Origin of the sequence: Georgenia daeguensis (assembly GCF_039537705.1) — a bacterium.
Taxonomy (GTDB): domain Bacteria; phylum Actinomycetota; class Actinomycetes; order Actinomycetales; family Actinomycetaceae; genus Georgenia; species Georgenia daeguensis.
Map to the genome: position 1 here is coordinate 85,230 of NZ_BAABBA010000012.1, position 25,778 is coordinate 111,007.

Genomic DNA, 25,778 nt, shown 5'->3' on the forward strand with positions numbered 1-25,778 from the left:
TCCTCCGGCGCGCCGCACCACCGTCCGCCACGGCCACCCTGTTCATCGAACGGGCGTTCGACTAGGCTGACGTCATGTCCGGCGGGCCGACCATCCTGCACGCCGACCTCGACGCGTTCTACGCCTCGGTCGAGCAGCTGCTCGACCCGTCGTTGCGCGGCCGGCCCGTCGCGGTCGGCGGGAGCGCCGGCGGCGGGGTGGTCCTCGCGGCGTCGTACGAGGCCAAGGCCCACGGTGTCCAGGGCGGCATGCCCGGCTGGCGCGCGGCCCGGCTGTGCCCGGACCTGCTCTTCGTCCGCGGCCACTTCGGCCGCTACCAGGAGCTCGCGGACCGGGTGATGACGGTCCTCGGCGACTTCACGCCCGCGGTCCAGCGCATCTCGATCGACGAGGCGTTCCTGGACGTCTCCGGCTCCACGCACCTCTTCGGCGCCCCGGCGGTGATCGGCGCGAGCATCCGGCGCCGCGTGCGTGCCGAGGTCGGCCTGCCCATCTCGGTCGGTGCCGCCAGCACCAAGCACCTGGCGAAGATCGCCTCGCAGGTCGCGAAGCCGGACGGGCTGGTCGTCGTCGAGCCGGGACGCGAACGGGAGTTCCTCGACCCGCTCCCGGTGGCTCTGATGTGGGGCGTGGGCCCGGTGACCGAGCAGCGGCTGGCCGAGCGCGGCATCCGCACCATCGGCGAGCTCGTCCAGGAGCCCGGACACACCCTCGAGAAGCTCCTGGGCAGGGCGACCGGCTCCACCCTCCATGCGCTCGCCCTCAACGAGGACCCCCGCAAGGTCGCCGGACCCGCGAGGGCGGGCTCGGTCGGTGCGCAGTCGGCCCTCGGGCGGCGCACGCCGACGCTGGAGCTCGTCCGGTCCGTCCTCGGCCACCTGGCCGAGCGGGTCGCGGGCCGGCTGCGCGCGAAGGACCGGGCGGGGCGCACGATCACCGTGCGCGTGCGGTTCGCCGGGATGCGGTCGGTGACGCGCTCGCAGACCCTCCCGGGCCCGGTGTCGGCGACGCTGACGTTGACGGAGGTCGCGGAGGCGCTCGCCTGGCAGGCGATCCAGGACCAGACCGAGGCGGTGGAGATCACGCTGCTCGCGGTCTCCGTGTCGAACCTGACGCGTCAGGTGGCGGTTCAGCTCGAGCTCCCGCTCCAGCCCGAGGACCCGTGGCGGCCCGGCTCACCGACCGGCTCCGCCCGGTGGGCGCTCGACCGGTCGATGGACGCCGCCCGGGCCAGGTTCGGCCGGGACGCGGTCGGCTACCTCCCGGCGACCATGCGCCGGTCCGGCGGGGTGCCCGACGACTTCCGGGAGCTCGCCGAGCATGACCTCTGACGGAAGAATCCCAGAGGGCGCCCGGCGCCCGGCTCCGGCCAGCACCCGCTGGCGCAGCGGGCGCAGGGGCACGACGTGAGGGGAGTGTCGTCATGGTCGACGTGACCACCGAGATCGTGATCGCCCGGCCGCCGGACGTCGTGGCGGCCTATGCCGCGGACCCGGACAACGCACCGGAGTGGTACCGGAACATCACGTCCGTCACCTGGCGGACGCCGCCGCCGCTGACGATCGGCTCGGAGGTGGACTTCGTCGCCAGCTTTCTCGGCCGCACGATGGCCTACACCTACATCGTCGCCGAGCATGTGCCGCTCACTCGGCTGGTCATGCGAACGGCTCCGGGGTCGTCCTTCCCGATGGAGACCACCTACACCTGGCGGGCGCTCGAGGACGCCAGGACGCACATGACCCTGCGCAACCGGGGCGGACGCGCAGGCCTCCTGCCGTCCCGGATCATGACGCTGGCGATGGCGCGGGCCAACCGTGCGGACCTCGCCCGGCTGCGGGGTGTCCTGGAGGCGCGGTAGCGACCCGTCGCGCGCCAGTCCCTGATACGTGCTCGCCCGGATGGCGGACCACCGTCTACCCTGCCCAGCACACGGCACCCCTCCGCCGAAAGGACCCTCATCATGAAGCGCCCCGTGCGTCTCCTCGGTGCCCTCGCGGCGTCGACCCTCCTGCTCGCCGGATGCGGTTCGGGCGGCGACGACGCCGCGCCCGCCGGGGACGGCACCGGCACCGGCGCCGCGGCCGGCGGGACGGTCGAGATCGGCATCACCCAGATCGTCTCCCACGCCTCCCTCGACGCCGCCCGCGAGGGTTTCAAGCGGGCCCTGGAGGAGAACGGCGTCGACGCGAGCTACGACGAGCAGAACGCGCAGGGCGACCAGAGCACCGCCACGTCGATCGCCAACACCTTCGCCTCCGACGACAAGGACCTGGTCCTCGCCATCGCCACCCCGGCGGCGCAGGCCGCCGCGCAGGCCATCACCGACGTGCCCGTGCTCTTCACGGCCGTCACCGAGCCCGCGGAGGCGGGCCTCGTCGACAGCTGGGAGGCCCCCGGGGGCAACCTCACCGGCACCTCCGACCTCAACCCGGTCAAGGAGCAGCTCGAGCTCCTCGCCGAGATCGCCCCGGACGCGAAGACGGTCGGCGTGGTCTACAGCTCCGGCGAGGTCAACTCGCAGGTGCAGGTCGACCTCGCGAAGGAGGCGGCCGCGGAGCTGGGGCTGACCATCGAGGAGGCCACCGTCAGCACCTCCGCCGAGGTGCAGCAGGCGGCCCAGTCGCTCGAGGTGGACGCGTTCTACATCCCCACCGACAACGCCGTCGTCTCGTCGCTGGAGTCGGTCATCGCCGTCGCCGAGCAGCGTCAGGTCCCGATGGTCGTGGGCGAGTCCGACAGCGTCGAGCGCGGCGGTCTCGCCACCTACGGCATCGACTACGACAAGCTCGGCTACCAGACCGGCCTCATGGCGGTGAAGATCCTCAACGAGGGCGCCGACCCGGCCGAGATGCCGGTGGAGACGCTCGAGGAGCTCACGCTCGTGGTCAACACGGGTGCCGCCGAGCGCATGGGCGTCGAGATCCCGCAGGCGGTCCTCGACCGCGCCGACAAGGTCGTCGAGTAGTCCGGTGATCGGCGCCGCCGAGCTCGGCCTCCTCTACGCCGTCATGGCGCTGGGGGTCTACCTCACCTTCCGGATCCTCGACTTCCCGGACCTCACGGTCGACGGGTCGTTCACCACGGGCGGGGCGACGGCGGCGACGCTCATCGTCTCCGGCACCCCGCCGCTCCTGGCGACGGCGGTGGCCGGCGTCGCCGGCCTGATCGCCGGCACGATCACCGGGCTGCTCCACACCAAGGGCCGGATCAACGGCCTCCTCGCCGGCATCCTCACCCAGATCGGGCTCTACTCGATCAACCTGCGGATCATGGGGAACAAGGCGAACCTGCCCCTGCTGCGGGAGGACACGCTCCTGACGCCGCTGCGGGACGCCGGCCTGCTCGGCACGGTGTCCGCGGTGGGCATCTTCGCCGTCGGCGCCCTCGTGCTGAAGCTGGTCCTGGACTGGTTCCTCCACACCGACACGGGCCTGGCCATGCAGGCCACCGGCGACAACGAGGAGATGATCCGCTCGCTCGGCGTCTCCACCGACGGCATGAAGGTGCTCGGCCTGGCGCTGTCGAACGGCCTGGTCGCCGTGTGCGGGGCGCTCATCGCCCAGTACCAGGGCTTCGCCGACGTCGGCATGGGCATCGGCCTCATCGTCGCCGGCCTGGCGTCCGTCATCATCGGCCAGGCGCTCATCGGCCAGCGGGTCATCTTCATCGCCACGCTCGCGGTCGTCGTCGGCTCGGTTCTCTACCGCGTCGTCATCCAGCTCGCCCTCGAGGCGGGCCTGAACCCCAACGACATGAAGCTCATCTCCGCCGTCCTGGTCGTGTTCGCGCTCGTGCTGCCGCAGTGGTCCCTGCTGCGGCGGTTCCGGCCGGCGCGGCGGCTGCGCGCGGTGACGTCCGGGGCGGAGGCCTGATGCTCGACGTCGACACCGTCACCAAGACCTTCTTCCCCGGCAGCGTCAACGAGCGCGTCGCCCTGCGCGAGCTGGACCTGCACCTGAGCGAGGGCGAGTTCGTCACCGTCATCGGGTCCAACGGGGCCGGGAAGTCGACCCTGCTGAACATCGTCTCCGGCAAGATGCGCCCGGAGACCGGCTCGGTGCGGATCGGCGGGCGCGACGTCACCCGACTCGCCGACTTCCAGCGCGCCCGCTACATCGGCCGCGTCTTCCAGGACCCGATGGCCGGGACCGCCCCGCACATGACCATCGAGGAGAACCTCGCCATCGCGCTCGAGCGCGGCCGACGGCGGGGCCTGGGCCGCGGGGTCACCGGCGCCAAGCGCGCCCGGTTCCGTGACGAGCTGGCCAGCCTCGAGCTCGGCCTGGAGAACCGGCTCAAGGCCAAGGTCGGGCTGCTCTCCGGCGGGCAGCGCCAGGCGCTGTCCCTGCTCATGGCCACCTTCTCCGAGCCGCAGATCCTCCTCCTCGACGAGCACACCGCCGCCCTGGACCCCCAGCGGGCGGCCCTCATCACCCGCCTGACGGCCGAGCTCGTGGAGCGTCACCGCCTGACCACCCTCATGGTCACGCACAACATGGAGCAGGCCCTGAGCATGGGCACCCGGCTCGTGATGATGCACGAGGGCGGGATCATCCTCGACGTCGACGACGCCCGGAAGTCACGGATGACGCCGCCCGACCTGCTGGCCGAGTTCGAGAAGATCAAGGGTGGCGGTCTGGACGACCGCACCCTGCTGCAGTAGGTCGCCGCGCCGGGCGCGGCTGACGCCCTACCCCACGATCCGGCGCAGCTCCTCGCGGCACCGGCGGTAGAGCTCCACCGGGTCACCGGCCTCGCGTCGCGCGCCAGCTCGCCCCAGCGCTGCCAGCTGGTGCGCCACACGGTCACCGCCAGCTCGGCGATCAGCAGCACCGTCGTCGCGTCGTGGGCGTCAAGCTGCTCGGTCAGCCGGGCACGCAGGCGGGCCACCAGCAGCTGCTCCTGGAGCGCGGCGAGGGCGTGCAGGTCCGGCTCCCGGGCCCGCAGGCGGGTGATCCGGCGGTGCTCGTACTGGCGCAGCCGCGGGTGTCCCGGGGTGGCCGGAGCTCATGCCATTCGTTTCTCGGCACTGACCGCGGACTGCCGGGAACGAGCCCGGACGGGGGCCGTCTCCCGGCGCGTGACGCCATCCTCCCAAGGCGCGGCGGCGCCGTCCCACCGAGCAGACCGGTCTTGACTTCGGCCTGACAAGATGTCAACTTAGTGGACGTGACGTAAGGAGCATCACACCCGAGGCAGGGGAGCGCAGGCAACTGGCCGGATCCCTGCCACGAGCTCCTTCACCCACCTGCTCGCACCGAGTTCGACGAGGAACCGATCCAGATGTCGCGGTGCACGACCCTCTCCACAACGCGTGACGCCGGAGCTGGCGGGACGCTGACGAAAGGTAGTTCCCGCCGATGACGGACCCGACGACTGTCACCAGCAGGACCGTGAACACCGTGCTCGGCCCGGTCCCCGCCGACGAGCTGGGCGTCGTCTCGGTGCACGAGGCGCTGCTCTCGGTGCTTCCGGGGGCGGAGCACGCGTACGACGTCACCCTGGACCGCGCCGAGATCTTCGCGACCCTGGCGGGGAAGCTCACGGACTTCCGCGACCACGGCGGGCGGACGATCGTCGACAGCACGGGCATGTTCCACGGCCGCGACGTCCGGCTCTACGAGGCGCTCTCGCGCTCGACCGGGGTGAACATCGTCGCCTCGACGGGCATGGGCCCCGAGGAGCTGCTCGGCGGCTACTTCCTGACGCCGCAGACCAACCCGCCGACGCCGTGGCCGGCCGAGAAGTTCGCCGACCTCTTCACGAAGGAGGCCACCGAGGGCATGGTGGTCCCGCGCGTCGAGCGCCGTGCCCCCGCGGGTCTCGTGACCACCGCGGCCACCCGTGAGGGGATGACGGCGACGGACGAGAGCCTGTTCCGCGGCGCGGCCCGGACCGCTCTCAGCGCGGGTGTGCCGGTCTCCGTCCGGTTCGGCAGCGACGCGCTGCACGACCTCGACGTCGTCCTGGACGAGCAGCTGCCCGCCGACCGCGTCGTCGTCGGCGGGCTGGACCGCCGGGACGCGGCCGCCGCCGGGGCGCCCCTCGCCGTCGCCCGGCGCGGCGCCTTCGTCGCGCTGGACCACGTGGGCCTGGACGACGACGAGCACCTCACCGACGCCGAGCGGGCCTCCCTGGTGCTCGAGCTGGTGAAGGCCGGCCACGTCAGCCGGATCCTGCTCTCGAGCAGCGCCGTCGGCGTGGCCAAGGGCCATCCGGACCGCGACCTGCCGTACAGCTACGTGCTGTCGACGTTCGTGCCGCTGGCGAAGTCGCTGGGGCTCAACGACGAGGACGCTGAACGGATCCTCGTGGACAACCCGCGCGAGCTGCTGACCCTGCGCCGATAACGCGCCGTCATTCTTACGAACTTAGAGGTGAGGGTTTTGTCGAGAGTCAACACCGTGCTGGGTCCGGTCCCGGCCGAGGAGCTCGGCGTCGTGGCCGTCCACGAGCACGTCGGGTACGGGATGCCCGGCTCCGAGCTGGACACGAGGTGGTGGAAGACGCCGGAGCAGCGGTACGAGGAGACCGTGCCGAAGCTGCGGACGTTCCACGAGTACGGCGGCGGGACGTTCGTCGACGCCACGGGCATCTGCAACGGCCGCGACGTCGACTACTACAAGTCCCTGTCCGCGAAGACCGGGGTCCACATCGTCGCCTGCACCGGCTTCGTCGGCGGTGACACCGCCCTGCCGTTCTTCGCCCGGGCGAGCGTGGACTACCTGTTCCGCCAGTTCGTCCACGAGATCACCGTGGGCATCGCCGGCACCGGCGCCCGCGCCGGCGTGATCAAGGTCGGCGTCAGCCGCGGCGGACGCATGACGGACCTGGACAAGCGCATCTACCGCGCCGCCGCCCGGGCCGCGCTGAGCACCGGGGTGCCGATCCTGACCCACCTGGCGATCGACGCCGAGAACGCCGTCGACATCTTCGAGCAGGAGGGGCTCCCGCTGGACCGCGTCCTGTTCGGGCACGTCGACGACGGCGTGAACGCCGGCAAGACGCGTGACACCTGGATCATCGAGCAGGGCGGCCGCCTCGGCTTCGACACCTTCGGGTACGAGACCGAGCTCGAGGACCCGCCGTTCTGGGCCCGGCCCCGCAAGGAGCGCCTGGACCACTTCCTGCGGTTCGTCAAGGGCGGCCACGCGGACAAGGTGCTCGCCTCCGCCGACGCCAACTGCAGCCCTCTCGGCTGGCCCGGCGTGAAGGGCCACACCGTCAACTACATCTTCGAGGTGCTGATCCCCGACCTGCGCGACAACGGCGTGGACGAGGCCACCATCACCAAGCTCTTCGTCGACAACCCCGCCGACTTCCTGACCATCCGGTCCTGACCGCACCCCATCACCCCCGCGGCGCACCGACGCGCCCCGCCCGAAAGGCAGCAGCATGAACACCTCAGACCTGAAGAACCTGACCGTCGCCATCGTCGGCGCCGGTTACGGCGGTGCAGCCGCGGCCAAGGCGCTCCGCCTGCTCGGGGCGGACGTCACCGTGTACGAGCAGGCGACCGAGATCCGCGACGTCGGCGCCGGCATCGGCCTGCGACCCTCCTCCATGGACCAGTTCCGCCGGTGGGGCATCTTCGACGCCATCGCGAAGGTGAGCTCGCCGAGCGACTACTTCGAGATCCTCACGGCCACCGGCGACCCGATCATGAAGGACTCGTGGCCGGGCATGGACGACTACGAGGTCAAGACCCACACCCACCTCATCCACCGCAACGACTTCCTCCAGGCGCTGCTCGGCGTCCTGCCCGAGGGCATGGTGCAGCTGGGACACAAGCTCGAGACGGTCACCGACCACGGTGACCGCGCGGCGCTCACCTTCACGAACGGCCGGACCGTCGAGGCGGACCTGGTCGTCGGGGCGGACGGCATCAAGTCGACCGTGCGTCGGCAGCTGTTCAGCGACCAGCAGCCGGTGTTCGCCGGCGAGCACGCCTACCGCGTGGTCGTGAACGCGGACGACGCGCACGGCCTGGTGACCGACGACAACCTCCGGATGTTCATCGGCAAGGGCACCAAGGTGTACGTGCTGCCGCTGCGCCACCGCGGCCAGATGTCCTTCGACGTCACCGCGCTGAACGCCGACAGCACGTGGAACCCCGTGGTCACCAAGGACGACCTGCTGCGGACGGTGGAGGGCTTCGACGAGCGGATCGTCAGCCTCGTGCGGGACCTCGACATGGACAGGGTCAACATCCGCGCCGTCTACGACATCGACCCGGTCGACATCTGGCACTCGGGCTCCGTGGTGCTGCTCGGGGACTCCGCCCACTCGATGTGCCACCACCAGGGCCAGGGCGCGAACTCCGCGATCCTGGACGCCGGCGCGCTCGCGGACGCCCTGAGGGAGGCCGGCTCCGTCAAGGAGGCGCTGGCGTCCTACCAGGCGACCCGCAAGCCGGTGACGGACGAGCTGCAGCGCATCTCGCGCCAGGGCTGGACCGAGGACGAGCTCGACGACGTCTTCCCCGGGCAGAAGCCCGCCGCCGAGGTGAAGGCCTGACGCCGTGGCGCTGCACCCCGAGATCGCCAGGATCGTCGCCAGCCTGCCCGCGCCGCCGCCGGGCCCGATCGACCCGGCGGTCCTGCGCGCCGGCGAGGAGGCGACGGTTCCCCCGCCGGAGGAGCGCCTGCCGCTCCACGCCGTCGAGGACGTGACCGCCCAGACCGCGGCCGGTGACGTGCCGGTCCGGATCTACACCCCGGTCGAGGCCGACTCGTACGGCGTGCTGGTCTACTTCCACGGCGGCGCGTTCTTCCTCGGCAGCCTGGACACGCACGACCACGTCGCCCGCTCGCTCGCGAGGGAGACCGGGCTCAGGGTCGTCTCCGTGGGCTTCCGCCGGGCCCCCGAGGCCGCCTTCCCGGCCGGTCTCGAGGACTGCTACGGCGTGGTCCGCTGGGTCGCCGAGAACGGTCAGCTCCTCGGGTGGGACGGCAAGACCCTCGCGATCGCCGGCGACAGCTCAGGCGGCACGTTCGTCGCCGCCGTCGCGGCGATGGCCCACGACGAGGGGTTCGAACACATCACCCACCAGGTGCTGTTCTACCCGTCGCTGGACCTCGACTTCGACGTCGACCGCTACGCCTCCCTGCGGGAGAACGCGGAGGGGTACGGCCTGGAGACGGCCGGGCTCAAGCCGTTCAACGCGTTCTACCTCGACAGCGGGGCGGACCCGGCGGACCCGCGCGTCTCGCCGATCAAGCGCGAGGACCTCACCGGCCTCCCGCCGGCGCTCGTCGTGACGGCGGAGCACGACCCGCTGCGCGACGAGGGCGAGCTGTACGCCGAGCGGCTGCGCGCGGCCGGTGTGGCCGCGACGGTCAGCCGGTACGCCGGCGCCAACCACGGGTTCGTGCAGAACTTCTCGTGGATCCCGGAGTACCACCGGGTCTTCGAGGAGACCGCCGAGTTCCTCCGCGGCTGACCCGCGGCCACGGGAGAAGAGAGTCATGACGCAACACGTCCCTGTCCACCCCCTGGTGTCACCGTGGGGCCGTTTCGGGCTGTACAGCTTCTTCGTCGACGCGCCCGAGCCGGCGATCGTCGACACCGGGATCGCCTCGTCACCGGCGGAGGGGATGGCCCCCGCGCTCGAGGCGCTCGGGCGCCGCATCGAGGACGTCCGCTGGATCCTGCTCACCCACGGCCACATCGACCACATCGGCGGGGCTCACGCCCTGTGGGAGCTCACCGGCCGGCGCGCCCAGGTGGTCATCCACGAGGCGGACGCGCCGATGCTGCGCTCGCGCCGGGCCCACGTCGAGGAGTACCTCGAGGGCCGTGGCCGGTACCTGGACGACCCCGACGGCGAGGCGAGGGTGGCGGCGGCGGGCGAGGCCGTCATCTCCGGCGAGCTGGAGCCGACCATGCTGGTCAGGGGCGGCGAGACCATCTCCCTGGGCGGCGACGTGACCGTCACCGTCCACCCGATCCCGGGCCACACCCCGGGCTCGGTCGCCTACGTCATCGACGGGCAGGACGACGTCTTCGTGGGCGACGCGGTCCAGGTGCACGGGGCGGCCAACGGGTTCCCGGGCTTCGTGGACCCGGCGAGCTACCGCAGGAGCCTGCTGCACCTGCGCGACGAGGTCCGGCCGCAGCACCTCTACCTCGGGCACCCGTACCGCCGCACCGACGGCGTCGCCTACGGCGTCGAGCTCGACGCCCGCCAGGCGCGCGAGGCGCTGGAGGAGAGCCTCGCGATCGAGGGCCGGGTGAGCGCCGCGGCTCACGACTGCCTGTCCGCCGGCCTGCACGAGACCGCGTCGCCGTACTCGCCCTTCGCGCCCGTCGCCGAGGCGGTCGGCTACGACGGCGACCCCACGCTCGAGCCGTCGCCGTTCTTCACGTCGATGCACGGCTACCGCACCCACCTCACTCCGCACGCCTGATCAGGAGCTCATCGACTCATGCCGGACTTCCAGACCACCCAGGCCGACCTCCCGACCATCCGCGCCGGCCGGCAGCAGATCGCCGTCCGCAAGGACCTCCGGGTGCCGATGCGCGACGGCGTGACGCTGGCCGCCGACGCCTACTCCGGCGTCGAGGACCGGCCGCGCCCGGCGCTCGTCGCGCTCAGCCCGTACGGCAAGGAGCTGCAGGCGCTGGCGCTGTCCACGCCGCCGCAGCGGCGCCCCTCCCCGATGTGGGACGGCTGCATCGAGGCCGGCGACATCGCCCGCGTGGTGCAGGAGGACTACGTCCACGTCATCGGCGACCTGCGGGGCTCCGGCGACTCCGAGGGCGAGCACATCGGCAACTACAACGCCGGCGGTGTGCCGCTGGGGCAGGACGCCTACGACTTCATCGAGTGGGTGGCCGAGCAGCCCTGGTGCGACGGCAACGTCGGCATGATCGGCATCTCCTACTTCGGCTCCATGCAGATCTTCGCCGCCGCCGAGCGCCCGCCGAGCCTCAAGGCGGTCTTCATCTCCGGCGGGCACTACGACTTCTACGAGACCACCTACCACGGCGGCATCATGTGGCTCATGCCGCGTGCCGCCCGCGAGGGCCGCGGCGGCGACTCCGGCTGGGCCTTCACCGACCGCATCAGGTCGCGGATGCTCGAGACCTGCGCGCCCGAGGAGGTCAGGGCCCGCGTCGCCGAGCGGCTCAAGGATCCCGACGTCGCCGCCTGGCCCAACCTCGTCCACCTGCTGCACTACCCGAAGCACCACGAGGCCTGGTTCGACATCGTTCTGAACGAGCTCGACGGCGAGTGGTACGAGGAGCGCAACCCGATCAACCTCGCCCGGAACATCGAGATCCCGGTCTACCTCCAGATCGACCAGGGCCGCGGCTGGACCGTCGACGGCCACATCGAGCTGTTCGAGACCCTCCGGGGGCCCAAGAAGCTCGACATCGGCTCCTACCCGCCGATGCAGTCGCGCCCCTGGATCGAGGAGCACGACAAGATGTTCCGCTGGTACGAGTACTGGCTCAAGGGGATCGACAACGGGATCATGGACGAGCCCGCCGTCAGCGTGTTCGTGGAGGGCTCCCGCGAGGTGGTCACGGCGGAGCAGTGGCCGCCGAAGGACGTCGAGCACCGGCCGCTCTACCTGCGGCCGCGCCACAAGCTCTCCGGCGAGCCCGAGCTCATGGGTGCCGAGCACGCGGCCCCGGACGGCTTCTACCAGGCCCCGCTGACCGTCACCGACAAGGTCGAGGTCCTCAGCTGGAGCACCGAGCCGTTCTCCGGGCCCACCGAGCTCATCGGCACGGGCGCGGCGCACCTGTTCGCCGAGATCGACCAGCCGGACACCAACTTCATCCTGCGCCTGTGGGACGCCGCGCCGGACGGGAAGCGCCAGCTGCTCACGACCGGCTTCCTCAAGGCCTCCCACCGCGAGCTCGACGAGCGCACGACCGAGGGCAACCCGTACCACCCGCACACCCGCGCGGTGCCGGTCACCCCGGGCGCGATCGAGGAGTACGTCGTGCGCCTGTACCCGTTCGCGGCGACCTTGCTGCCCGGCCACACGCTGGTCGTGGAGCTGTCGAACGACGAGCCGCTGGCGGACGAGCACAACGCCCTGCTGCCGCCGGACGCCTTCCACCTGCCGGTGGGCCGGCCCGTCACCCACAAGATCTACCGCGACGCCGACCACCCCTCGCGCCTGGTGCTGCCGTTCACGGCACGCGACGCCGAGGGGTAGGCCGGACGGGCAGCGGCCGCGCGGCTGCTAGCTGCCCGCGGCGTCGTCGGACAGCAGGTGGCACCAGGAGTCGGCGAGGACCTCGAGCGCCGTCTCCCGGTCCACGACGGTCCAGCCCCGCAGCATCCAGCGCACCGAGAGGTACTCCAGCTGGCCGAAGGCGAGGGAGCAGCGGATGCGGCGGGTGGCCGGCTCGAACCGGCCGGCGTCGTCGAGCCCGTGCTGCATCTCCGCGATCGTCGCCTCGTACCACTGCTCCTTGATGGCGGCGATGTCGGGCTCGACGGCGGCGGCCTGGTTGGCCACGAGGACGTACGAGCGCGTGACCGGCCACTGGTCGGCCTTCGTCTCGATGAAGGCGCGGATCAGCCGGCGGTCGCCCGACCTCACGACCTGGCGCAGCGGCGGGTCGTCCGCGCTGGTGAAGATCTCGTCGAGCTCCGCCACGAGGTCCTGCATGAGCTGGGCCTTCGACGCGAAGTGCATGTAGAAGGTCGTCCGAGTGGTGCCCGCGGCGGCCGCGATGTCGTCGATGGTCGTCGCGAAGTAGCCCTTCGCCTCGAACAGCTCGAGGGCCTTCTCCAGCAGCAGACGGCGGGTCATCTGCTTCTGGGCTTCTCGGAGGCGGGTCACATGCACACCCTATAGTCGGCTCTCGCGCACGCTGTGTCCAGACACTAGACGCGATGTCAACTCACCTGCTACAAAGGTGATCACGTGAGACAGCGCACATCTGTGCGCGTCCCGAATGCCCCACACAAGGAGGTGTGCCGTGCATCCCCTGTCCACCGAGAGCGGTGCCAGCCCGGCGCCGAGGCCCGGCCCGCACCACACCGCCGATCGTCCCGCCGTCCCCGCGCGCCTCGAGGTGCGGGACCTGTCGAAGACCTTCGCCGGCGTGACGGTCCTGGACCGCGCCACCATGAGCATCGCGCCCGGTGAGATCCACGCCCTCGTGGGGCAGAACGGTTCCGGGAAGTCGACCCTCATCAAGCTGGTCAGCGGCGTCCACCGCGCCGACCCGGGCGGCGAGATCCTGGTGGACGGCGAGCACGTCGGGCCGCCGGTGCACCCGCGGCGGCTCTTCGAGCAGGGCCTCGCCTTCGTGCACCAGGACCTCGGTCTCGTCCCCGACCTGAGCGTGCGCGAGAACGTGCGGGTCGGGCGGCACGCGACCCGGCGCCTCACCGGCTGGATCGACAGGCGGCGCGACCGCGAGGCCGTGCGGCGCACCTTCGAGTTCCTCGGGCTCCCCCTGGACCCCGACGCCAAGGTCGCCTCCCTCCAGCCCAGTGAGCGGGTCGCCGTCGCCGTCGCCCGGGCGCTGCAGGACCGGGAGGCCGGGAGCGGCGTCGTCGTCTTCGACGAGTCCTCCCGCGCGATCCCGCGCGAGTCCCTGCCGGCGTTCTACGACATGATCCGGCTGCTGGCCTCCCAGGGCACCGCGGTGCTGCTCGTGAGCCACAACCTCAAGGAGGTCCTCGCGGTCACCCACCGGGTCACGGCCCTGCGCAACGGCCGCGTGGTCGAGACCGGGGTGCCCACCGCCGACCTGGACGAGGCGGCTCTCACCCGGCTCGTCCTCGGCCGCGAGGGCCGGCTCGACAACCTCGTCGCGACCCTCCCGGCGCGCCTGGCGCCCGGGACGATCCAGATCGACGGCGTGGCCGGCGGGCGCGTGCGCGACTTCTCCGCCCGGATCACCCCCGGCGAGGTCGTCGGCGTCACGGGCGCGATCGACTCGGGCCTGCCCGACCTGGCCGCGCTCCTGGGTGCCGTCCGCCCCGCCGAGGGGCGCATCGCCGTCGAGGACCGCCCCGCCGTCGACCTGGCGGGTGCCGGCGTGCCCGACCTCATGGCCGCCGGCGTGGCCCTCATCCCGCAGGACCGGGCCGCGCAGGGGCTCGCGCTCTCGCTCACGGTCGAGGAGAACGTCACCGCCCCGCACCTGATGAACCGCGGGCACGTGTGGTGGACCGGACGGAAGTGGCGCCACGACGAGACGGACTACGTCCTCGACACCTTCGAGGTCCGGCCCCGCCAGCGCGACGCCGTCGTCGCCACGCTCAGCGGCGGCAACCAGCAGAAGGTCCTCATGGGCAAGTGGCTGCTCGGCCGGCCGCGGCTGCTGATCCTGGACGACCCGACCCAGGCGGTCGACGTCGGCGCCCGCTCCGCCATCCTCCACGCCACCCGCCAGGCGGCCCAGCAGGGCACCGCGGTGCTCCTGTGCTCCTCCGAGGTCGAGGACCTGGCCGCGGTGTGCGACCGCGTCCTCGTGCTCGTCGACGGCGAGGTCGCGCGCGAGCTCGTCGTCCCCCTGACCCCCGAGTCGATCCTCGACGCCACCTTCCCCCCCGCCGCAGGAGGCGCAGCATGACCACCACCTCGACCACCCCGGCCCGCACCGGGCCCCGGGAGCCGACCGGCGGGACCCGCCCGGCGGGTCGCCTGAAGGACCTGGGGCGCGTGGTGCTCCGGCGCTACAGCCTCGTGCTGATCTGGCTGCTCATGATCGCGCTGTTCACGGTGCTGCTCCCGGGCGAGATCTCCGGCACGGAGGCGCTGCGCGCGGTGCTCGGCCAGCAGACGCCGCTCGTCTTCCTCGGCCTCGCCGTCGTGACGACCATGGCGGTGGGGGAGTTCGACCTGTCCTTCGCCTCCATCTTCGGCCTCGCCGCCACCGCGGTGCCGTCGCTGGTGGTCCTCTACGGCTGGTCCTTCCCGGCGGCCGCCGCGGCCGCGATCGTGCTGGCCCTCGTGATCGGCGCGATCAACGCGGCCCTCGTGGTGCTCGTGGGGATCAACTCGGTGATCGTCACCCTGGGCGTCGGCTCGGTCGCCGGCGGCGCGGCGTACTACGTCTCCCGGGAGACCTCGGTCTCCGGCATGGACCCGGCTCTCTCGGTCATCGCCCTCGGCCGCTTCCTCGGCCTGCCGATGATCTTCTGGTACGGGCTGATCATCGTCGCGGTGGCGGCGTACGTCATGTCCGCGACCCCGGTCGGCCGGCACATGCTGTTCGTCGGGTCCAACCGCGAGGTGGCCCGGCTCGCCGGCATCCCGGTCACCCAGATCCGGGTCGGCGCCTACCTCGCCTCCGCGCTGCTGTGCGGGCTCGGCGGGGTGATCCTCGCCGCCGGCCTGGGCGGGTTCGACCCGGCGACGGCGGAGACGAACCTGATGCCGACCTTCGCGGGCGTGTTCCTCGGGACGGTCGCCGTGGTGCCTGGCCGCTTCAACCCGGTCGGGATGCTCATCGGCGTGTACTTCCTCCTGACGGGCGTCTTCGGCCTCCAGCTCCTCGGGCTGGCCGGCTGGGTCACGAACGTCTTCTACGGTCTCGCGCTCGTCGTCGCCGTCACCGTCTCCTTCCTCCTGCAGCGCCGCGTGCGCGGCTGATCCCTGCCCGACCCGCTACCTCCCACCGGCCGACCAGCGCGACCTCTCACCCCCCTGCGGCCGACCCCCGTCCACCTGAACGAGATCGGAACCCGAAAGATGAAAAAGCCTGTCAAGGCCCTGTGGGGCGGCGCCGTCGCCGCCTCGGCCCTGCTCCTCGCCGCGTGCGGCGGCGCAGCCCCCGCCCCCGAGACCACGACGGACGCCGGCGGCGCCGGCACCGCGGCCGCCGGTCCCGCCGTCGCGGCCGCCCAGGAGATGGTCGACCGCTTCTCCGAGCCGGTGGAGGAGTTCACGCCTCCCGGGCCCGCCCTGGGCGACCTCTCCGCCCTGGAGGGCAAGACGGTCTACTACATCCCGGCCAACTACAAGATCCCGCTGTTCCACCTCGTCGGCGACGGCATGGCCCGCGCCCTGGACACCGCCGGGGTGGACGTCCAGGTCTGCGACGGCGAGGCGAGCCCCGCCTCCATGGCCAGCTGCCTGGCCCAGGCGGTCGACGCCAAGGCCGACGCCGTCGTCTCCGGCTCCATCCCCGACGAGCTCGCCTCCGTCGCGTTCCAGTCGGTGCGCGACGCCGGCATCCCGCTGCTGTACATGCTCGTGGCCCCGGAGGGACCCGGCGAGCCGGACAAGGTCGGCTACCTCACCCCGGACAACGTCCAGCTGCAGGCCCTCAACGCCAACTGGATCATCGCCGACTCCGGCGGCAAGGCCGACGTCCTGGTCGTGAAGGTCACCGACACCCCGGCCACGACCCTGTGGACCGAGCAGGGCGCGCTGGCGACCTACGAGGAGGCGTGCCCCGACTGCGAGGTCACCGTCGTCGAGACGAACACCGGCCAGCTGCAGAAGCTGCCGAGCCTCGTCAGCAGCGCGCTGGTGCGCAATCCCGACATCACGCACGTCCAGGTGCCCTTCGACGTCATCGTCCAGCCGACAGTCCAGGGCCTGCAGAGCGCCGGCAAGGTCGAGCAGGTGACCGTCAGCAGCTCGGACGGCACCCTCGCCGTGATGCAGATGCTCGGCGAGGGCCGTTCCATCGGCAGCGAGATCGGCACGAACCTGGACGCCCTCGGCTGGTACGGCGCGGACCAGGTGCTGCGCATGATGTCGGGCCAGGAGAGCGTCACGCTCGAGTTCCCGTACCGGCGCATCTTCACGGCCGACAACGTCGGGGAGCTCGACCTGACGCCCGAGGGCGAGGCGTCCGGCTCCTGGTTCGGCGGCACGGACTACCAGGACGGCTTCAAGGAGCTGTGGGGCGTCAACTGACCGTCGCCCGGCACCATGGACGGCGCCCGGCCGCACGGCCGGGCGCCGTCCTCCGTCACTGGACCGGTGGCCGCGGGCAGTGCGTCCGCAACGATCGGATCGCTCCAGCGGTGCGTCCCCGCGTCGATGCTGCGGCGGTTGCGCGACCCGGCGACCGGGTGGCGAAGCGTGCTTCGTCCCCGAGTTGTTCAGGCCCCTAACGTGATGACGTCCCCACCGGTCGCCTGCACGGGCCGCGCGGACGTCCGCGCGCCGAGGGTCCAGGAGGGCTGAGCATGAAGACCACCGAGGACCTGGCCAGCGCCAGCCTGAGCACCCCGGTCGCCACATCGCTGCCGCCGGGACCGTACGAGCAGGCCGTCGCCCGGCTGCGCGCGGCGCAGCACGAGTTCGTGTCCACCCCGGTGATCAGCGAGTCGCTGCTGATGGCCCGCAACGTCGCGGTGGTCCAGGCCCTCGAGGCCGGCGTGCCCGACTCGGTCGTCAGGCAGATCCTCCGGATGGGGGACGTGGCGTTCGAGCTGGCGGTCGCACGGGGCACCTACCACCGCGACGTCGCGCAGCGGTGCGAGGGATCCGCGGTCGGGCGGGCCTGACGCGGCCTCGCGCGCCGGGGCGCGCGAGGCCGGCCGCGATCAGTTCGCGGCGGTGAACCGCCGGCCGCGGAACTGCGGGTTCTCGAGCTCGTCGAGGACGGCGACGGCGAGGTCCTGCGTGGAGATGGACTCGCCGGCCGGGGTGTCGGCGGCGGTGCGGTAGCTGCCGGTGCGCTCGCCCGGGGCGATCTGCGGGGCGGGGGAGACGGCCGTCCAGTCCAGGCCCTCCGACGCGCGGAACTTCTCGAGCACCTCGCGCATCGTCAGCATCTCCGGGCGGTACAGCTCCGGCACCTGCGGGTCGTCGAGGAGGAGGCCGTCGCCGACCTCGAGGCTGCCCGCCCCGACCACGGGGATCAGGCGCGTGCCGGGCCGGGCGGCGATCACGCGGTCGTACGCCTCGAGGAGCGGTTCGTGGGGCCCGCCGGTGCGGTCCGGGGAGAGGGAGATGACGACGGCGTCGTGCGCGTCGGCCACCTGCTGGAACGTCGCCGTGTCACCGAGGTCGGCCACGGCCACGCCGTCACCGCCGGACCGCGAGTACCCGCTGACGTCGTGGCCACGGCCGGTGGCCTCGGCGATGATCTCGCGGCCGATCATGCCCGTGGCTCCGTAGACGGCGATCTTCATCTGTGCTCCTCAGGTGTGCGGGGACGTGTGTGCAGCACCGTCCAGCGCCGCCGGACGGTCGTGGGCTGGAACGACCGGGCCGCGCACGGAAATTCCGCCGGAGCCGGAAGGAGACTCTCCTGACAGTGCTGCGCCGCGACCGAACGGCCGGGTCCCAGGCGGGAGAAGTGTGGTGGACGAGACACCGCAGGCCCTGTCGCGACCGCGGAGGCGGGTCTACCGTTCAGCGGTGCTCACCTACGGCCCGTCTGCACGCGACCGGCGGCTGTTCCGCCTCCCGCACCTGCGGCATCCCGCCCAGGCGGTGGTCCTCAGCTTCCTCGTCGCGCTCGCGGCCGGGACCGTGCTGCTCATGCTGCCGGTGTCGGTGGCCGACGCGCCGCCTCCCGGCCCGCTGCCCGCCCCGGTGTCGGCGGCCGGCGGGGCGCCGGTGGTGGAGGCCCTCTTCACCGCCGCCTCGGCGGTCTTCGTCACCGGCCTCGTCGTCGTGGACACCGCCACCTACTGGAGCGGCTTCGGCCAGGTCGTCATCCTCGGTCTGATCCAGGTGGGCGGGCTGGGGATCATGACGTTCGCGTCCCTGCTCGGTCTCCTGACGGCGCGCCGGCTGGGGTTCCGCACCCGCATGGTCACGGGCGCCTCGCTCGGCACCCTCAGCCTGGGGGACCTGCGCGCCGTCCTCCTCGGCGTCGCCCGGACCGCGCTGGCGGTCGAGACGGCGGTCGCGGCCGTCGTCGCCGGCCGGCTCATGATCACCTACGACTACGCGCCGGGCCGCGCCCTGTGGCACGGCGCCTTCCACGCGATCTCGGGGTTCAACAACGCGGGCTTCGCCCTGTACACCGACAACCTGATGGGCTTCGCCACCGACCCGTGGATCTGCCTGCCGGTGGCGACCGCGGTCATCCTCGGCGGCCTCGGCTTCCCCGTGGTGCTGGAGCTGGTGCGCTCCTACCGGCTGCCGGCGCGGTGGAGCCTGACCACGAAGGTCGTCCTCGCCGGCACCGCGGTGCTGCTCGTGGTCAGCACGACGACGATCACCGCCCTCGAGTGGACGAACCCGGGCACGCTCGGCCCGCTGGACACCCCGGGAAAGCTGCTCGCCGGGTTCTTCACCGCCGTGGTCGCGCGCACCGCCGGCTTCAACAGCCTCGACGTGGCCGCCATGCACACGCAGACGTGGTTCGCGCACGACGTCTTCATGTTCATCGGCGCCGGCCCCGCGGGCACGGCCGGCGGCCTGAAGATCACCACGTTCTCGGTGCTGCTCTTCATCATCGTCACCGAGATCCGCGGCGGGACGGCCGTGAACATGTTCGGCCGCCGCCTGCCGCGGTCTCTCCACCGCGAGGCGACGACGATCGCGCTCCTCGCCGTCGCCGTCGTCATGACCGGGACGTGGATCCTGCTGATCACGACCCCGTTCAGCCTCGACCAGGCCCTCTTCGAGGTCATCTCCGCCTTCGCGACGGTGGGCCTGTCCACCGGCATCACCCACCTGCTGCCCGACGGCGGGCAGCTGATGCTCGCCGCCATCATGTTCGCCGGACGCGTCGGCCCGATCACCGTGGCCTCCGCGCTCGCCCTGCGCACCCGCGCCCTGCTCTACGAGCTCCCGAAGGAGAGACCCCTCATTGGCTAGCAGCACCCATCGCCACCGCGTCGCCCTCGACGCCGACGACTCGGTCGTCGTGATCGGCCTCGGCCGCTTCGGCCAGGCGCTCGCCGTCGAGCTCGCGAACGCGGGCGTCGACGTCCTCGGCATCGACACCGACGAGGACATCGTCCAGTCCCTCGGCGGCGTGCTCACCAACGTCGTGCGGGCCGACGCCACCAAGGAGGAGGTGCTGCGCCAGCTCTCCGTGCCGGACTTCTCCCACGCCGTCGTCGCGATCGGCTCGAGCGTGGAGGCCTCGATCCTGGTCAGCTCCTGGCTCCTGCGCTTCGAGGTCGAGAACGTCTGGGCGAAGGCGATCAACGACCCGCACGGGCAGATCCTCACCCAGCTCGGGGTGCAGCACGTGGTCTACCCCGAGGCGGACATGGGCCGGCGCACCGCGCACCTGCTCCGCGGCTCCCTGGCCGACTACCAGGACATCGGCGGCGGCTTCGCGATGGTGACGGCGCCCGCCCCGCCGTCGATGGTGGGCCGGCCGCTGGACAAGGTGGGCTTCCGCAAGAAGCACAACCTCAACGTCGTCGCCGTGCGCCAGCCCGACGGGTCGTGGGGCCACGCCACCGGCGAGACGATCCTGAACTGGAACGACACGGTGGTCGTCATCGGCCCGTCCGCCGTCGCCGAGCGCTTCATCGACATGGCGTGACGGCGGCGAACCGGCGCACGAACGCCGCCTGCCACGGCGTCTCGACCGCCCGCCGGTCGTAGCGCTCGCGGACCAGGCGCAGGGCGGCGTCCGGCGTCAGCCCGTCGAGGACCGCCAGGCACGCCAGCGCCGTGCCGGTGCGCCCGCGCCCGCCGCCGCACACGACCTCCACCCGCTCCTCGGCGGCCCGGCGCCAGGTCTCCCGCAGGGCGGCGACGGCGTCGGCCCGGTCGGCCGGCAGCCGGAAGTCGGGCCAGCGCACCCACCGGGCGGGCCACGCCACCGCCGGGGGCCGGCGGCCGAGCAGGAACAGCGTGAACGCGGGCGGCCCGGCGGCCGGTGCCCGCAGCGAGCGGCCGCGGACCGTGCGTCCCGACGGCAGCACCAGCACCCCCGCCACGGCCGGGTCCCAGCCTTCCGGCAGCCCCATGCCGACCTCCGTGCGGTGGAGAGACCGTGGTGCCGGTGGACGTGTCCGGCGCCCCGCAGCCTAGGCGGCTCCGATAGGTTCGGCCACGACGGCACGGCTCCGCCCTGCCCGACCACCTCGACGACGGGAGCACCATGGCGATCCACGGCACCCTCTTCCACGACTTCCGCGAGAACGTCTCGCAGGACCCCTTCTCCCTCCAGAACAAGAAGCTCCTGAAGATCCAGATGGGGTACGGGCCGGTCTGGGCCAAGACCGGCTCGATGGTGGCCTACCAGGGCGACATCCGCTTCGAGAACAAGGGCGCGGGCGGCCTGGGCAAGATGTTCAAGTCCGCGGTGACGGGCGAGGGCGTCAACATGATGCAGTGCACCGGCCAGGGCGAGCTCTTCGTCGCCGACGACGCCGCCGACGTGCAGATCATCTACCTGGAGAACGACCTCATCTCCGTCAACGGCAACAACGTGCTCGCGTTCTCCGCCTCCATCGAGTGGGACATCCACCGCATCCAGGCTCGCGGCGCCGCCATGACCGGCGGGCTGTACAACGTCTCGCTGCGGGGTACCGGCTACGTGGCGATCGCGACCAAGGGCGAGCCCGTGGCGCTCGACGTGGCCTCCGCACCCACGTTCGGCGACGCGCAGGCCGTGGTGCTGTGGACCGGCGGGGTGACCATGGACGTGCGCGTGGACACCGGCGGGATCCGCTCGATGGTCCGGGGCGGGACGGGCGAGACGTTCCAGATGGCGTTCGGCGGGCAGGGGTACGTGCTCGTGCAGCCGAGCGAGTCGGTCAACGCCAGCGGCAACCAGCAGGCGGGCAAGAGCGGCTCCGGGCTCGGGGAGCTCTTCTCCTGACGCCGCTCACCGCCGGGTGACCGCGTTGGCCCACACCCAGGCGTAGCCCTCGCGGCCGTGCTCGTCGGTGTAGCGGATCCGCGCCGCCCTCGGCGTCCAGCCGACCGCGACCCCCATGACGAGGTGGTGGCCGGTGCGGGTGTGGATCCACGCGGAGACCGGCAGCGGCTCCGTGGCCTGGTGCACCGGCGTGCCGTACTGCGCGGGTCCCAGGCTGTAGGCCTGCTCCCGCAGGGGAACCTGCTCGATCGCCACCCCTGCATGGTACGCCACCCGTCGAACTCACGTTCGATTGCCGGGGTGTGCCGCCGCTGATTGACGCCCGTCATGGTTCGCTGCCCGTCCACTTCCTAGCGTCGTCCCCAGCCGCCCCGCCCCGGGGCGCGGAGGAGGAAGCGGATCGTGAACAGGTTGCAGCGGTGGCGGCACGGGCCGTGGGCGGTGCCCGCGGTGTCCGGGGCCCTCGTCCTGGTGGCGTTCCTCGCCGCCCGGGCGATCGGGTCGGACGCGGCGGGCGACGCCCTTCTGGTGGCGGCCGCCGTGGTCGCCGGGGCCCCGATCGCGGTCAAGGCCGTGCGGGCGCTGGCGGTCGGGGCCGTCAGCATCGACCTGCTGGTCGCGGTCGCCGCGGCCGGCGCGGTGGTCATCGGCGAGCACTGGGAGGCCGCCGCGGTGACCTTCCTGTTCGCCGTCGGCCACGCCCTCGAGGCGCGCACCATGAGCAGGACGCGGTCGGCTCTGGCCGAGCTGGTCGCCGTCGCCCCCGACGTCGCCGTCGTGCTGCGCGACGGCGAGCAGGTCGAGGTGCCGGCCGGTGCCGTCGTCGCGGGGGAGACGGTGCTGGTCAAGAACGGCGCGAAGGTCCCGGTCGACGGCGAGGTCGTCGGTGGCACCGGCGCCGTGGACGAAGCCTCCATCACCGGGGAGTCCGTCCCGGCCGAGAAGGCCGAGGGGGACCGGGTCTACGCCGGCACGGTCTCCCGCGCCGGGTTCCTGCAGGTGCGCGCCACCGGGGTGGGGGAGGACACCACCCTCGCCCGCATCATCCACCGCGTCGAGGAGGCGCAGGACGCGCGGGCGCGGACCCAGGCCTTCATCGACCGGTTCTCCACCTGGTACACCCCGGCGATCATGCTGCTGGCCCTGGCGGTCGGCCTCGTCACCGGGGACGTCGTCCTCGCGCTGACGCTGCTCGTCATCGGCTGCCCGGGCGCGCTCGTGATCTCGATCCCCGTGGCGATCGTCGCGGGCATCGGCCGGGCCGCGCGGGACGGCATCCTCATCAAGGGCGGGGAGTTCCTGGAGCGCTCCGCGAAGATCGACGCCGTCGCGGTCGACAAGACCGGCACCCTCACCGAGGGTCGGCCCCACCTCACCGACGTGCTCGTCCTGGACCCGGCGCTCGACCGTGCGCAGGTCCTGGCCTGGGCCGCGGCGGCGGAGGCCGGCTCCGAGCACCCCCTCGCCCGCCCGCTCCTCGCTGCCGCGGCGGACGCGGGGCTCGCGACGCCCGGTCTGCCCGAGAGCACCGAGCCCGTCCCGGGCAGGGGCGTCATCGCCACGACCGGCGGCCACCGCGTGCTGGTCGGCAGCGCCGCCCTGCTGGCGGGCGAGGGCGTCCAGGGCGCCGACGGCGCCGCCCGTGCGGCGGGGGAGCTCGCCGCGGCGGGCAGGACCCCGATGATCGTCGCGGTGGACGGCCGCGTGGCCGGGGTGGTCGCCGTCGCCGACAGGGTCCGCGAGGACGCCGCCGAGATGGTCCGCCGCCTGCACGCGGCCGGGGTGAGGCAGGTCGTCATGCTCACCGGCGACGCCCCGCAGGTCGCCGAGGCGATCGGGCGGGCCACCGGCGTGGACGAGATCCGCGCGGGGCTGCTGCCGGAGGACAAGCTCGACGCGGTGCGCGAGCTGCAGCGCCAGGGCCGGACGGTGGCGATGGTCGGTGACGGCGTGAACGACGCACCCGCCCTCGCCACCGCCGACATCGGGGTCGCCATGGGCGCGGCCGGTTCTGCCGTCGCCGTGGAGACCGCGGACATCGCCCTCATGGGTGACAACCTGCTCCGTCTGCCCGAGGCGATCGGCCTGGCCAGGCGCACGGTGGCGGTGATGCACCAGAACATCGCCGTCGCCCTGGTGACGGTCACGCTGCTGCTGGCCGGCGTCTTCGCCGGCGGTGTGACGATGGCGCTCGGGATGCTCGTCCACGAGGCCTCGGTGCTCGTGGTCATCGCCAACGCGATGCGCCTGCTGCGCAGGAACCCCGCCTCGCGTCAGGAGGCGGCGGGCACCGGCTCGAGCGGTGGCGCGTCCGGGCTGGGCGCCCCGGGCACGTCCGGGTCGTCGTGCGTCACCTCGACGACCTCGCCGATCCCCGTCACCTCCAGCAGGAACTCCACCACCTCGGGCGGGCGGATCAGCCGGGGCGGGGTGGCCGACGCGTAGGCCACCCGCGCGATCATCGCGATCGCGGAGGAGTCCATGTGGGTGACGTCGCGGACGTCGAAGTCGACGGGCAGCTTCGCCTCCAGGGCGACGTCGCACGCGCGGACCAGCTCCGCCGTGAGGTCGATGTCGATCTCTCCGCCCAGCGTGACGAGCGTGCGGGCGGCTGTCGAGAGCACGGAGATCTCGCCTCGCGGCTGCGCCGCCCGACCGTTACGTGCCCTCAACCTGACCAACCCATCGTGACGCGACGCGTCCCGGCGGACCTGCCGCCGGGACGATGACCTGTGAGCGCGGACCTCGGGGCTGGTGTGCGCGGCACCCGGAAGAACGCTCAGAACATGGTGCGGCGGACGGCGTCGGTCGGCAACCCGGGAGCCGCTTTGCCGCCCGCTCAGCCGGCGTGGTACCGCCGGTGGAGCTCCCGCATCTGCAGGTCGAGCCCCGGGACGGGACCCTCCACCACGACGCCCGGGACCACGTCCCGCACAGGGATCGCCCGGACCGGCCCGGGGGCGACGCCGAGCTCGGCCAGCCACGCGCCGAGCTGGGCCGAGGAGTGCACGTACACGATGCGGCCGAGCCCCACCCAGCCGTGCGCCGCCGAGCACATCGGGCAGTGCTCGCCGGAGGTGTAGACGGTCGCGGCCGCGCGTTCGGTGGCCCCCAGGTGAGCGGCGGCCCACCGGGCGAGGGCGATCTCGGGGTGCGCGGTCGGGTCGCCGGTGCTCGTGATCCGGTTCCGGTCCTCGGCGAGGACGGTCCCGTCCGGGCCGACGAGGACCGAGCCGAAGGGCTCGTCACCGGCGGCGAGCGCCTCCTCCGCGAGGGCCACGCAGCGCTCCAGGTGGGTCAGGTCGGGTCGCACGGTCGACATCCTGGCACGGGTGCCGGACCGGGACGAAGAAATCCCTGGACACGTGTTGAACGCCTGTATAGCGTACTGAACATGGGTTCAACACCATCTGCCGCGCCGCGTCCGAGCGCCGACCTGACGACCCGGGCCCGCACCCGCGACGCGGCGGTCCGCCGTTTCGCCGCCGACGGGATGGCGGCCCCGCTGCGCGCGATCGCCTCCGACGCCGGTGTCAGCGCGGGCCTGATCCTGCACCACTTCGGCTCTCGCGCCGGTCTGAGGCAGGCGTGCGACGAGCACGTGCTCGCCGAGATCCGGCGGAACAAGGCCACCGTGCTCGGCGCCGCCGGCGGTCCGGGGGCGTTCCTCGTCCAGCTCGCGCAGGTCGAGGGCTACGCCCCGCTCGTCGGGTACGTCCTGCGCTGCCTCCAGGGCGGCGGCCCCGAGTCCGCCAGGTTCGTCGACCACCTCGTCGAGGACGCCGTCGGCTACCTCCGTGAGGCCGAGGAGGCCGGGACGGTGCGCCCGAGCCGGGATCCGGAGGCCCGCGCCCGCCTGCTCGCCGAGCAGGCCCTCGGCGCCCTCCTGCTGCAGCTCCCGGCCCGGCAGGACCACCTCGACCTCGACGAGCTCCCCGCCTGGCTGCGCGCCTACTCGGAGCGCATCGTCCTGCCGCTGCTCGAGCTCTACACCGAGCCGCTCCTGGCGGACTCGACCCTCCTGGACGCCTACCTGTCCGCCCGTGCCGGGACCACCGTGCCGGGCGACTCTCCCGACCGGTCCTGAC

General features: G+C 72.6%; 25 protein-coding genes. 20 read left to right on the forward strand and 5 right to left on the reverse strand.

The features are described from left to right. The first annotated feature begins 74 nt into the window (after positions 1-74). The 11 genes from dinB (at position 75) to ABD774_RS13010 (ending at position 12,176) form a co-directional block, all read left to right on the forward strand. The gene (dinB, locus tag ABD774_RS12960) at positions 75-1,331 is read left to right on the forward strand and encodes a DNA polymerase IV (RefSeq protein WP_345041830.1); all 1,257 of its coding nucleotides are present in this window, start codon (positions 75-77) and stop codon (positions 1,329-1,331) included. A gap of 92 nt (positions 1,332-1,423) precedes the next feature. Next, positions 1,424-1,858 carry an SRPBCC family protein gene (locus ABD774_RS12965; RefSeq protein WP_345041832.1) on the forward strand — a complete coding sequence of 145 codons (435 nt, stop codon included), beginning with the start codon at positions 1,424-1,426 and terminating at the stop codon, positions 1,856-1,858. A 102-nt stretch (positions 1,859-1,960) separates the two neighbouring features. Beyond that, on the forward strand, positions 1,961-2,965 hold the full coding sequence (locus ABD774_RS12970) for an ABC transporter substrate-binding protein (RefSeq protein WP_345041835.1): 1,005 nt from the start codon (positions 1,961-1,963) through the stop codon (positions 2,963-2,965). Between the two features lie 4 nt (positions 2,966-2,969). Continuing rightward, positions 2,970-3,872 carry an ABC transporter permease gene (locus ABD774_RS12975; RefSeq protein ID WP_345041837.1) on the forward strand — a complete coding sequence of 301 codons (903 nt, stop codon included), beginning with the start codon at positions 2,970-2,972 and terminating at the stop codon, positions 3,870-3,872. Beyond that, on the forward strand, positions 3,872-4,663 hold the full coding sequence (locus ABD774_RS12980; protein ID WP_345041839.1) for an ABC transporter ATP-binding protein: 792 nt from the start codon (positions 3,872-3,874) through the stop codon (positions 4,661-4,663). Before ABD774_RS12975 ends, ABD774_RS12980 begins: the two co-directional genes overlap by 1 nt. Before the next feature lie 697 nt (positions 4,664-5,360). Beyond that, positions 5,361-6,350 carry a phosphotriesterase family protein gene (locus tag ABD774_RS12985; protein ID WP_345041842.1) on the forward strand — a complete coding sequence of 330 codons (990 nt, stop codon included), beginning with the start codon at positions 5,361-5,363 and terminating at the stop codon, positions 6,348-6,350. Between the two features lie 36 nt (positions 6,351-6,386). Continuing rightward, on the forward strand, positions 6,387-7,340 hold the full coding sequence (locus ABD774_RS12990) for a phosphotriesterase family protein (RefSeq protein WP_486327310.1): 954 nt from the start codon (positions 6,387-6,389) through the stop codon (positions 7,338-7,340). A 55-nt stretch (positions 7,341-7,395) separates the two neighbouring features. After that, on the forward strand, positions 7,396-8,517 hold the full coding sequence (locus ABD774_RS12995; RefSeq protein WP_345041846.1) for an FAD-dependent oxidoreductase: 1,122 nt from the start codon (positions 7,396-7,398) through the stop codon (positions 8,515-8,517). Between the two features lie 4 nt (positions 8,518-8,521). Beyond that, positions 8,522-9,442, forward strand: a complete 921-nt coding sequence (locus ABD774_RS13000; protein ID WP_345041848.1) for an alpha/beta hydrolase — start codon at positions 8,522-8,524, stop codon at positions 9,440-9,442. Positions 9,443-9,467: 25 nt separating this feature from the next. Continuing rightward, positions 9,468-10,409, forward strand: coding sequence for an MBL fold metallo-hydrolase (locus ABD774_RS13005; protein ID WP_345041850.1), 942 nt, complete (start codon positions 9,468-9,470; stop codon positions 10,407-10,409). 18 nt (positions 10,410-10,427) lie between these two features. Next, complete coding sequence (locus ABD774_RS13010) at positions 10,428-12,176, forward strand: CocE/NonD family hydrolase (protein ID WP_345041854.1); 1,749 nt, start codon at positions 10,428-10,430, stop codon at positions 12,174-12,176. A 27-nt stretch (positions 12,177-12,203) separates the two neighbouring features. Here ABD774_RS13010 and ABD774_RS13015 read toward each other — a convergent pair whose 3' ends face one another. Then, entirely contained in the window at positions 12,204-12,809 is a 606-nt protein-coding gene (locus ABD774_RS13015) for a TetR/AcrR family transcriptional regulator (protein ID WP_345041855.1), read from the reverse strand. A 139-nt stretch (positions 12,810-12,948) separates the two neighbouring features. Between ABD774_RS13015 and ABD774_RS13020 the strand changes: the two genes are divergently transcribed. From ABD774_RS13020 to ABD774_RS13035, 4 genes are all read left to right on the forward strand, one after another. Continuing rightward, on the forward strand, positions 12,949-14,556 hold the full coding sequence (locus ABD774_RS13020; RefSeq protein ID WP_345041857.1) for a sugar ABC transporter ATP-binding protein: 1,608 nt from the start codon (positions 12,949-12,951) through the stop codon (positions 14,554-14,556). Then, the gene (locus ABD774_RS13025) at positions 14,553-15,578 is read left to right on the forward strand and encodes an ABC transporter permease (protein WP_345041860.1); all 1,026 of its coding nucleotides are present in this window, start codon (positions 14,553-14,555) and stop codon (positions 15,576-15,578) included. The genes ABD774_RS13020 and ABD774_RS13025 overlap by 4 nt, the downstream gene beginning before the upstream one ends. Positions 15,579-15,677: 99 nt before the next feature. Continuing rightward, positions 15,678-16,853 (forward strand): sugar ABC transporter substrate-binding protein, encoded by a 1,176-nt coding sequence (locus ABD774_RS13030; RefSeq protein WP_345041862.1) that lies wholly within the window; start codon positions 15,678-15,680, stop codon positions 16,851-16,853. 275 nt (positions 16,854-17,128) lie between these two features. Continuing rightward, entirely contained in the window at positions 17,129-17,449 is a 321-nt protein-coding gene (locus ABD774_RS13035) for a hypothetical protein (RefSeq protein WP_345041864.1), read from the forward strand. 39 nt (positions 17,450-17,488) lie between these two features. On the opposite strand, the gene ABD774_RS13040 is transcribed toward ABD774_RS13035, so the two are convergent. Beyond that, a complete protein-coding gene (locus ABD774_RS13040) occupies positions 17,489-18,079 on the reverse strand; it encodes an NAD(P)-dependent oxidoreductase (protein ID WP_345041866.1) in 591 nt (196 codons plus the stop codon). Positions 18,080-18,308: 229 nt separating this feature from the next. Between ABD774_RS13040 and ABD774_RS13045 the strand changes: the two genes are divergently transcribed. After that, complete coding sequence (locus ABD774_RS13045) at positions 18,309-19,721, forward strand: TrkH family potassium uptake protein (RefSeq protein WP_345041869.1); 1,413 nt, start codon at positions 18,309-18,311, stop codon at positions 19,719-19,721. Further along, positions 19,714-20,403 (forward strand): potassium channel family protein, encoded by a 690-nt coding sequence (locus ABD774_RS13050; RefSeq protein ID WP_345041871.1) that lies wholly within the window; start codon positions 19,714-19,716, stop codon positions 20,401-20,403. The genes ABD774_RS13045 and ABD774_RS13050 overlap by 8 nt, the downstream gene beginning before the upstream one ends. On the opposite strand, the gene ABD774_RS13055 is transcribed toward ABD774_RS13050, so the two are convergent. Next, entirely contained in the window at positions 20,387-20,833 is a 447-nt protein-coding gene (locus ABD774_RS13055) for a protein-tyrosine phosphatase family protein (RefSeq protein WP_345041873.1), read from the reverse strand. The two genes, ABD774_RS13050 and ABD774_RS13055, sit on opposite strands and share 17 nt — an antisense overlap. Positions 20,834-20,967: 134 nt before the next feature. Between ABD774_RS13055 and ABD774_RS13060 the strand changes: the two genes are divergently transcribed. After that, positions 20,968-21,690: an AIM24 family protein gene (locus tag ABD774_RS13060; protein WP_345041875.1), complete on the forward strand. Its 723-nt coding sequence runs from the start codon at positions 20,968-20,970 to the stop codon at positions 21,688-21,690. Positions 21,691-21,696: 6 nt separating this feature from the next. Here ABD774_RS13060 and ABD774_RS13065 read toward each other — a convergent pair whose 3' ends face one another. Continuing rightward, complete coding sequence (locus ABD774_RS13065) at positions 21,697-21,945, reverse strand: hypothetical protein (protein WP_345041877.1); 249 nt, start codon at positions 21,943-21,945, stop codon at positions 21,697-21,699. A gap of 147 nt (positions 21,946-22,092) precedes the next feature. Between ABD774_RS13065 and ABD774_RS13070 the strand changes: the two genes are divergently transcribed. Beyond that, on the forward strand, positions 22,093-24,135 hold the full coding sequence (locus ABD774_RS13070; protein WP_345041879.1) for a heavy metal translocating P-type ATPase: 2,043 nt from the start codon (positions 22,093-22,095) through the stop codon (positions 24,133-24,135). Between the two features lie 394 nt (positions 24,136-24,529). On the opposite strand, the gene ABD774_RS13075 is transcribed toward ABD774_RS13070, so the two are convergent. Then, complete coding sequence (locus ABD774_RS13075) at positions 24,530-25,003, reverse strand: nucleoside deaminase (protein WP_486327311.1); 474 nt, start codon at positions 25,001-25,003, stop codon at positions 24,530-24,532. 81 nt (positions 25,004-25,084) lie between these two features. On the opposite strand from ABD774_RS13075, the gene ABD774_RS13080 reads away from it, so the two are divergent. Then, entirely contained in the window at positions 25,085-25,777 is a 693-nt protein-coding gene (locus tag ABD774_RS13080; RefSeq protein ID WP_345041885.1) for a TetR/AcrR family transcriptional regulator, read from the forward strand. Position 25,778: the final 1 nt, after the last annotated feature.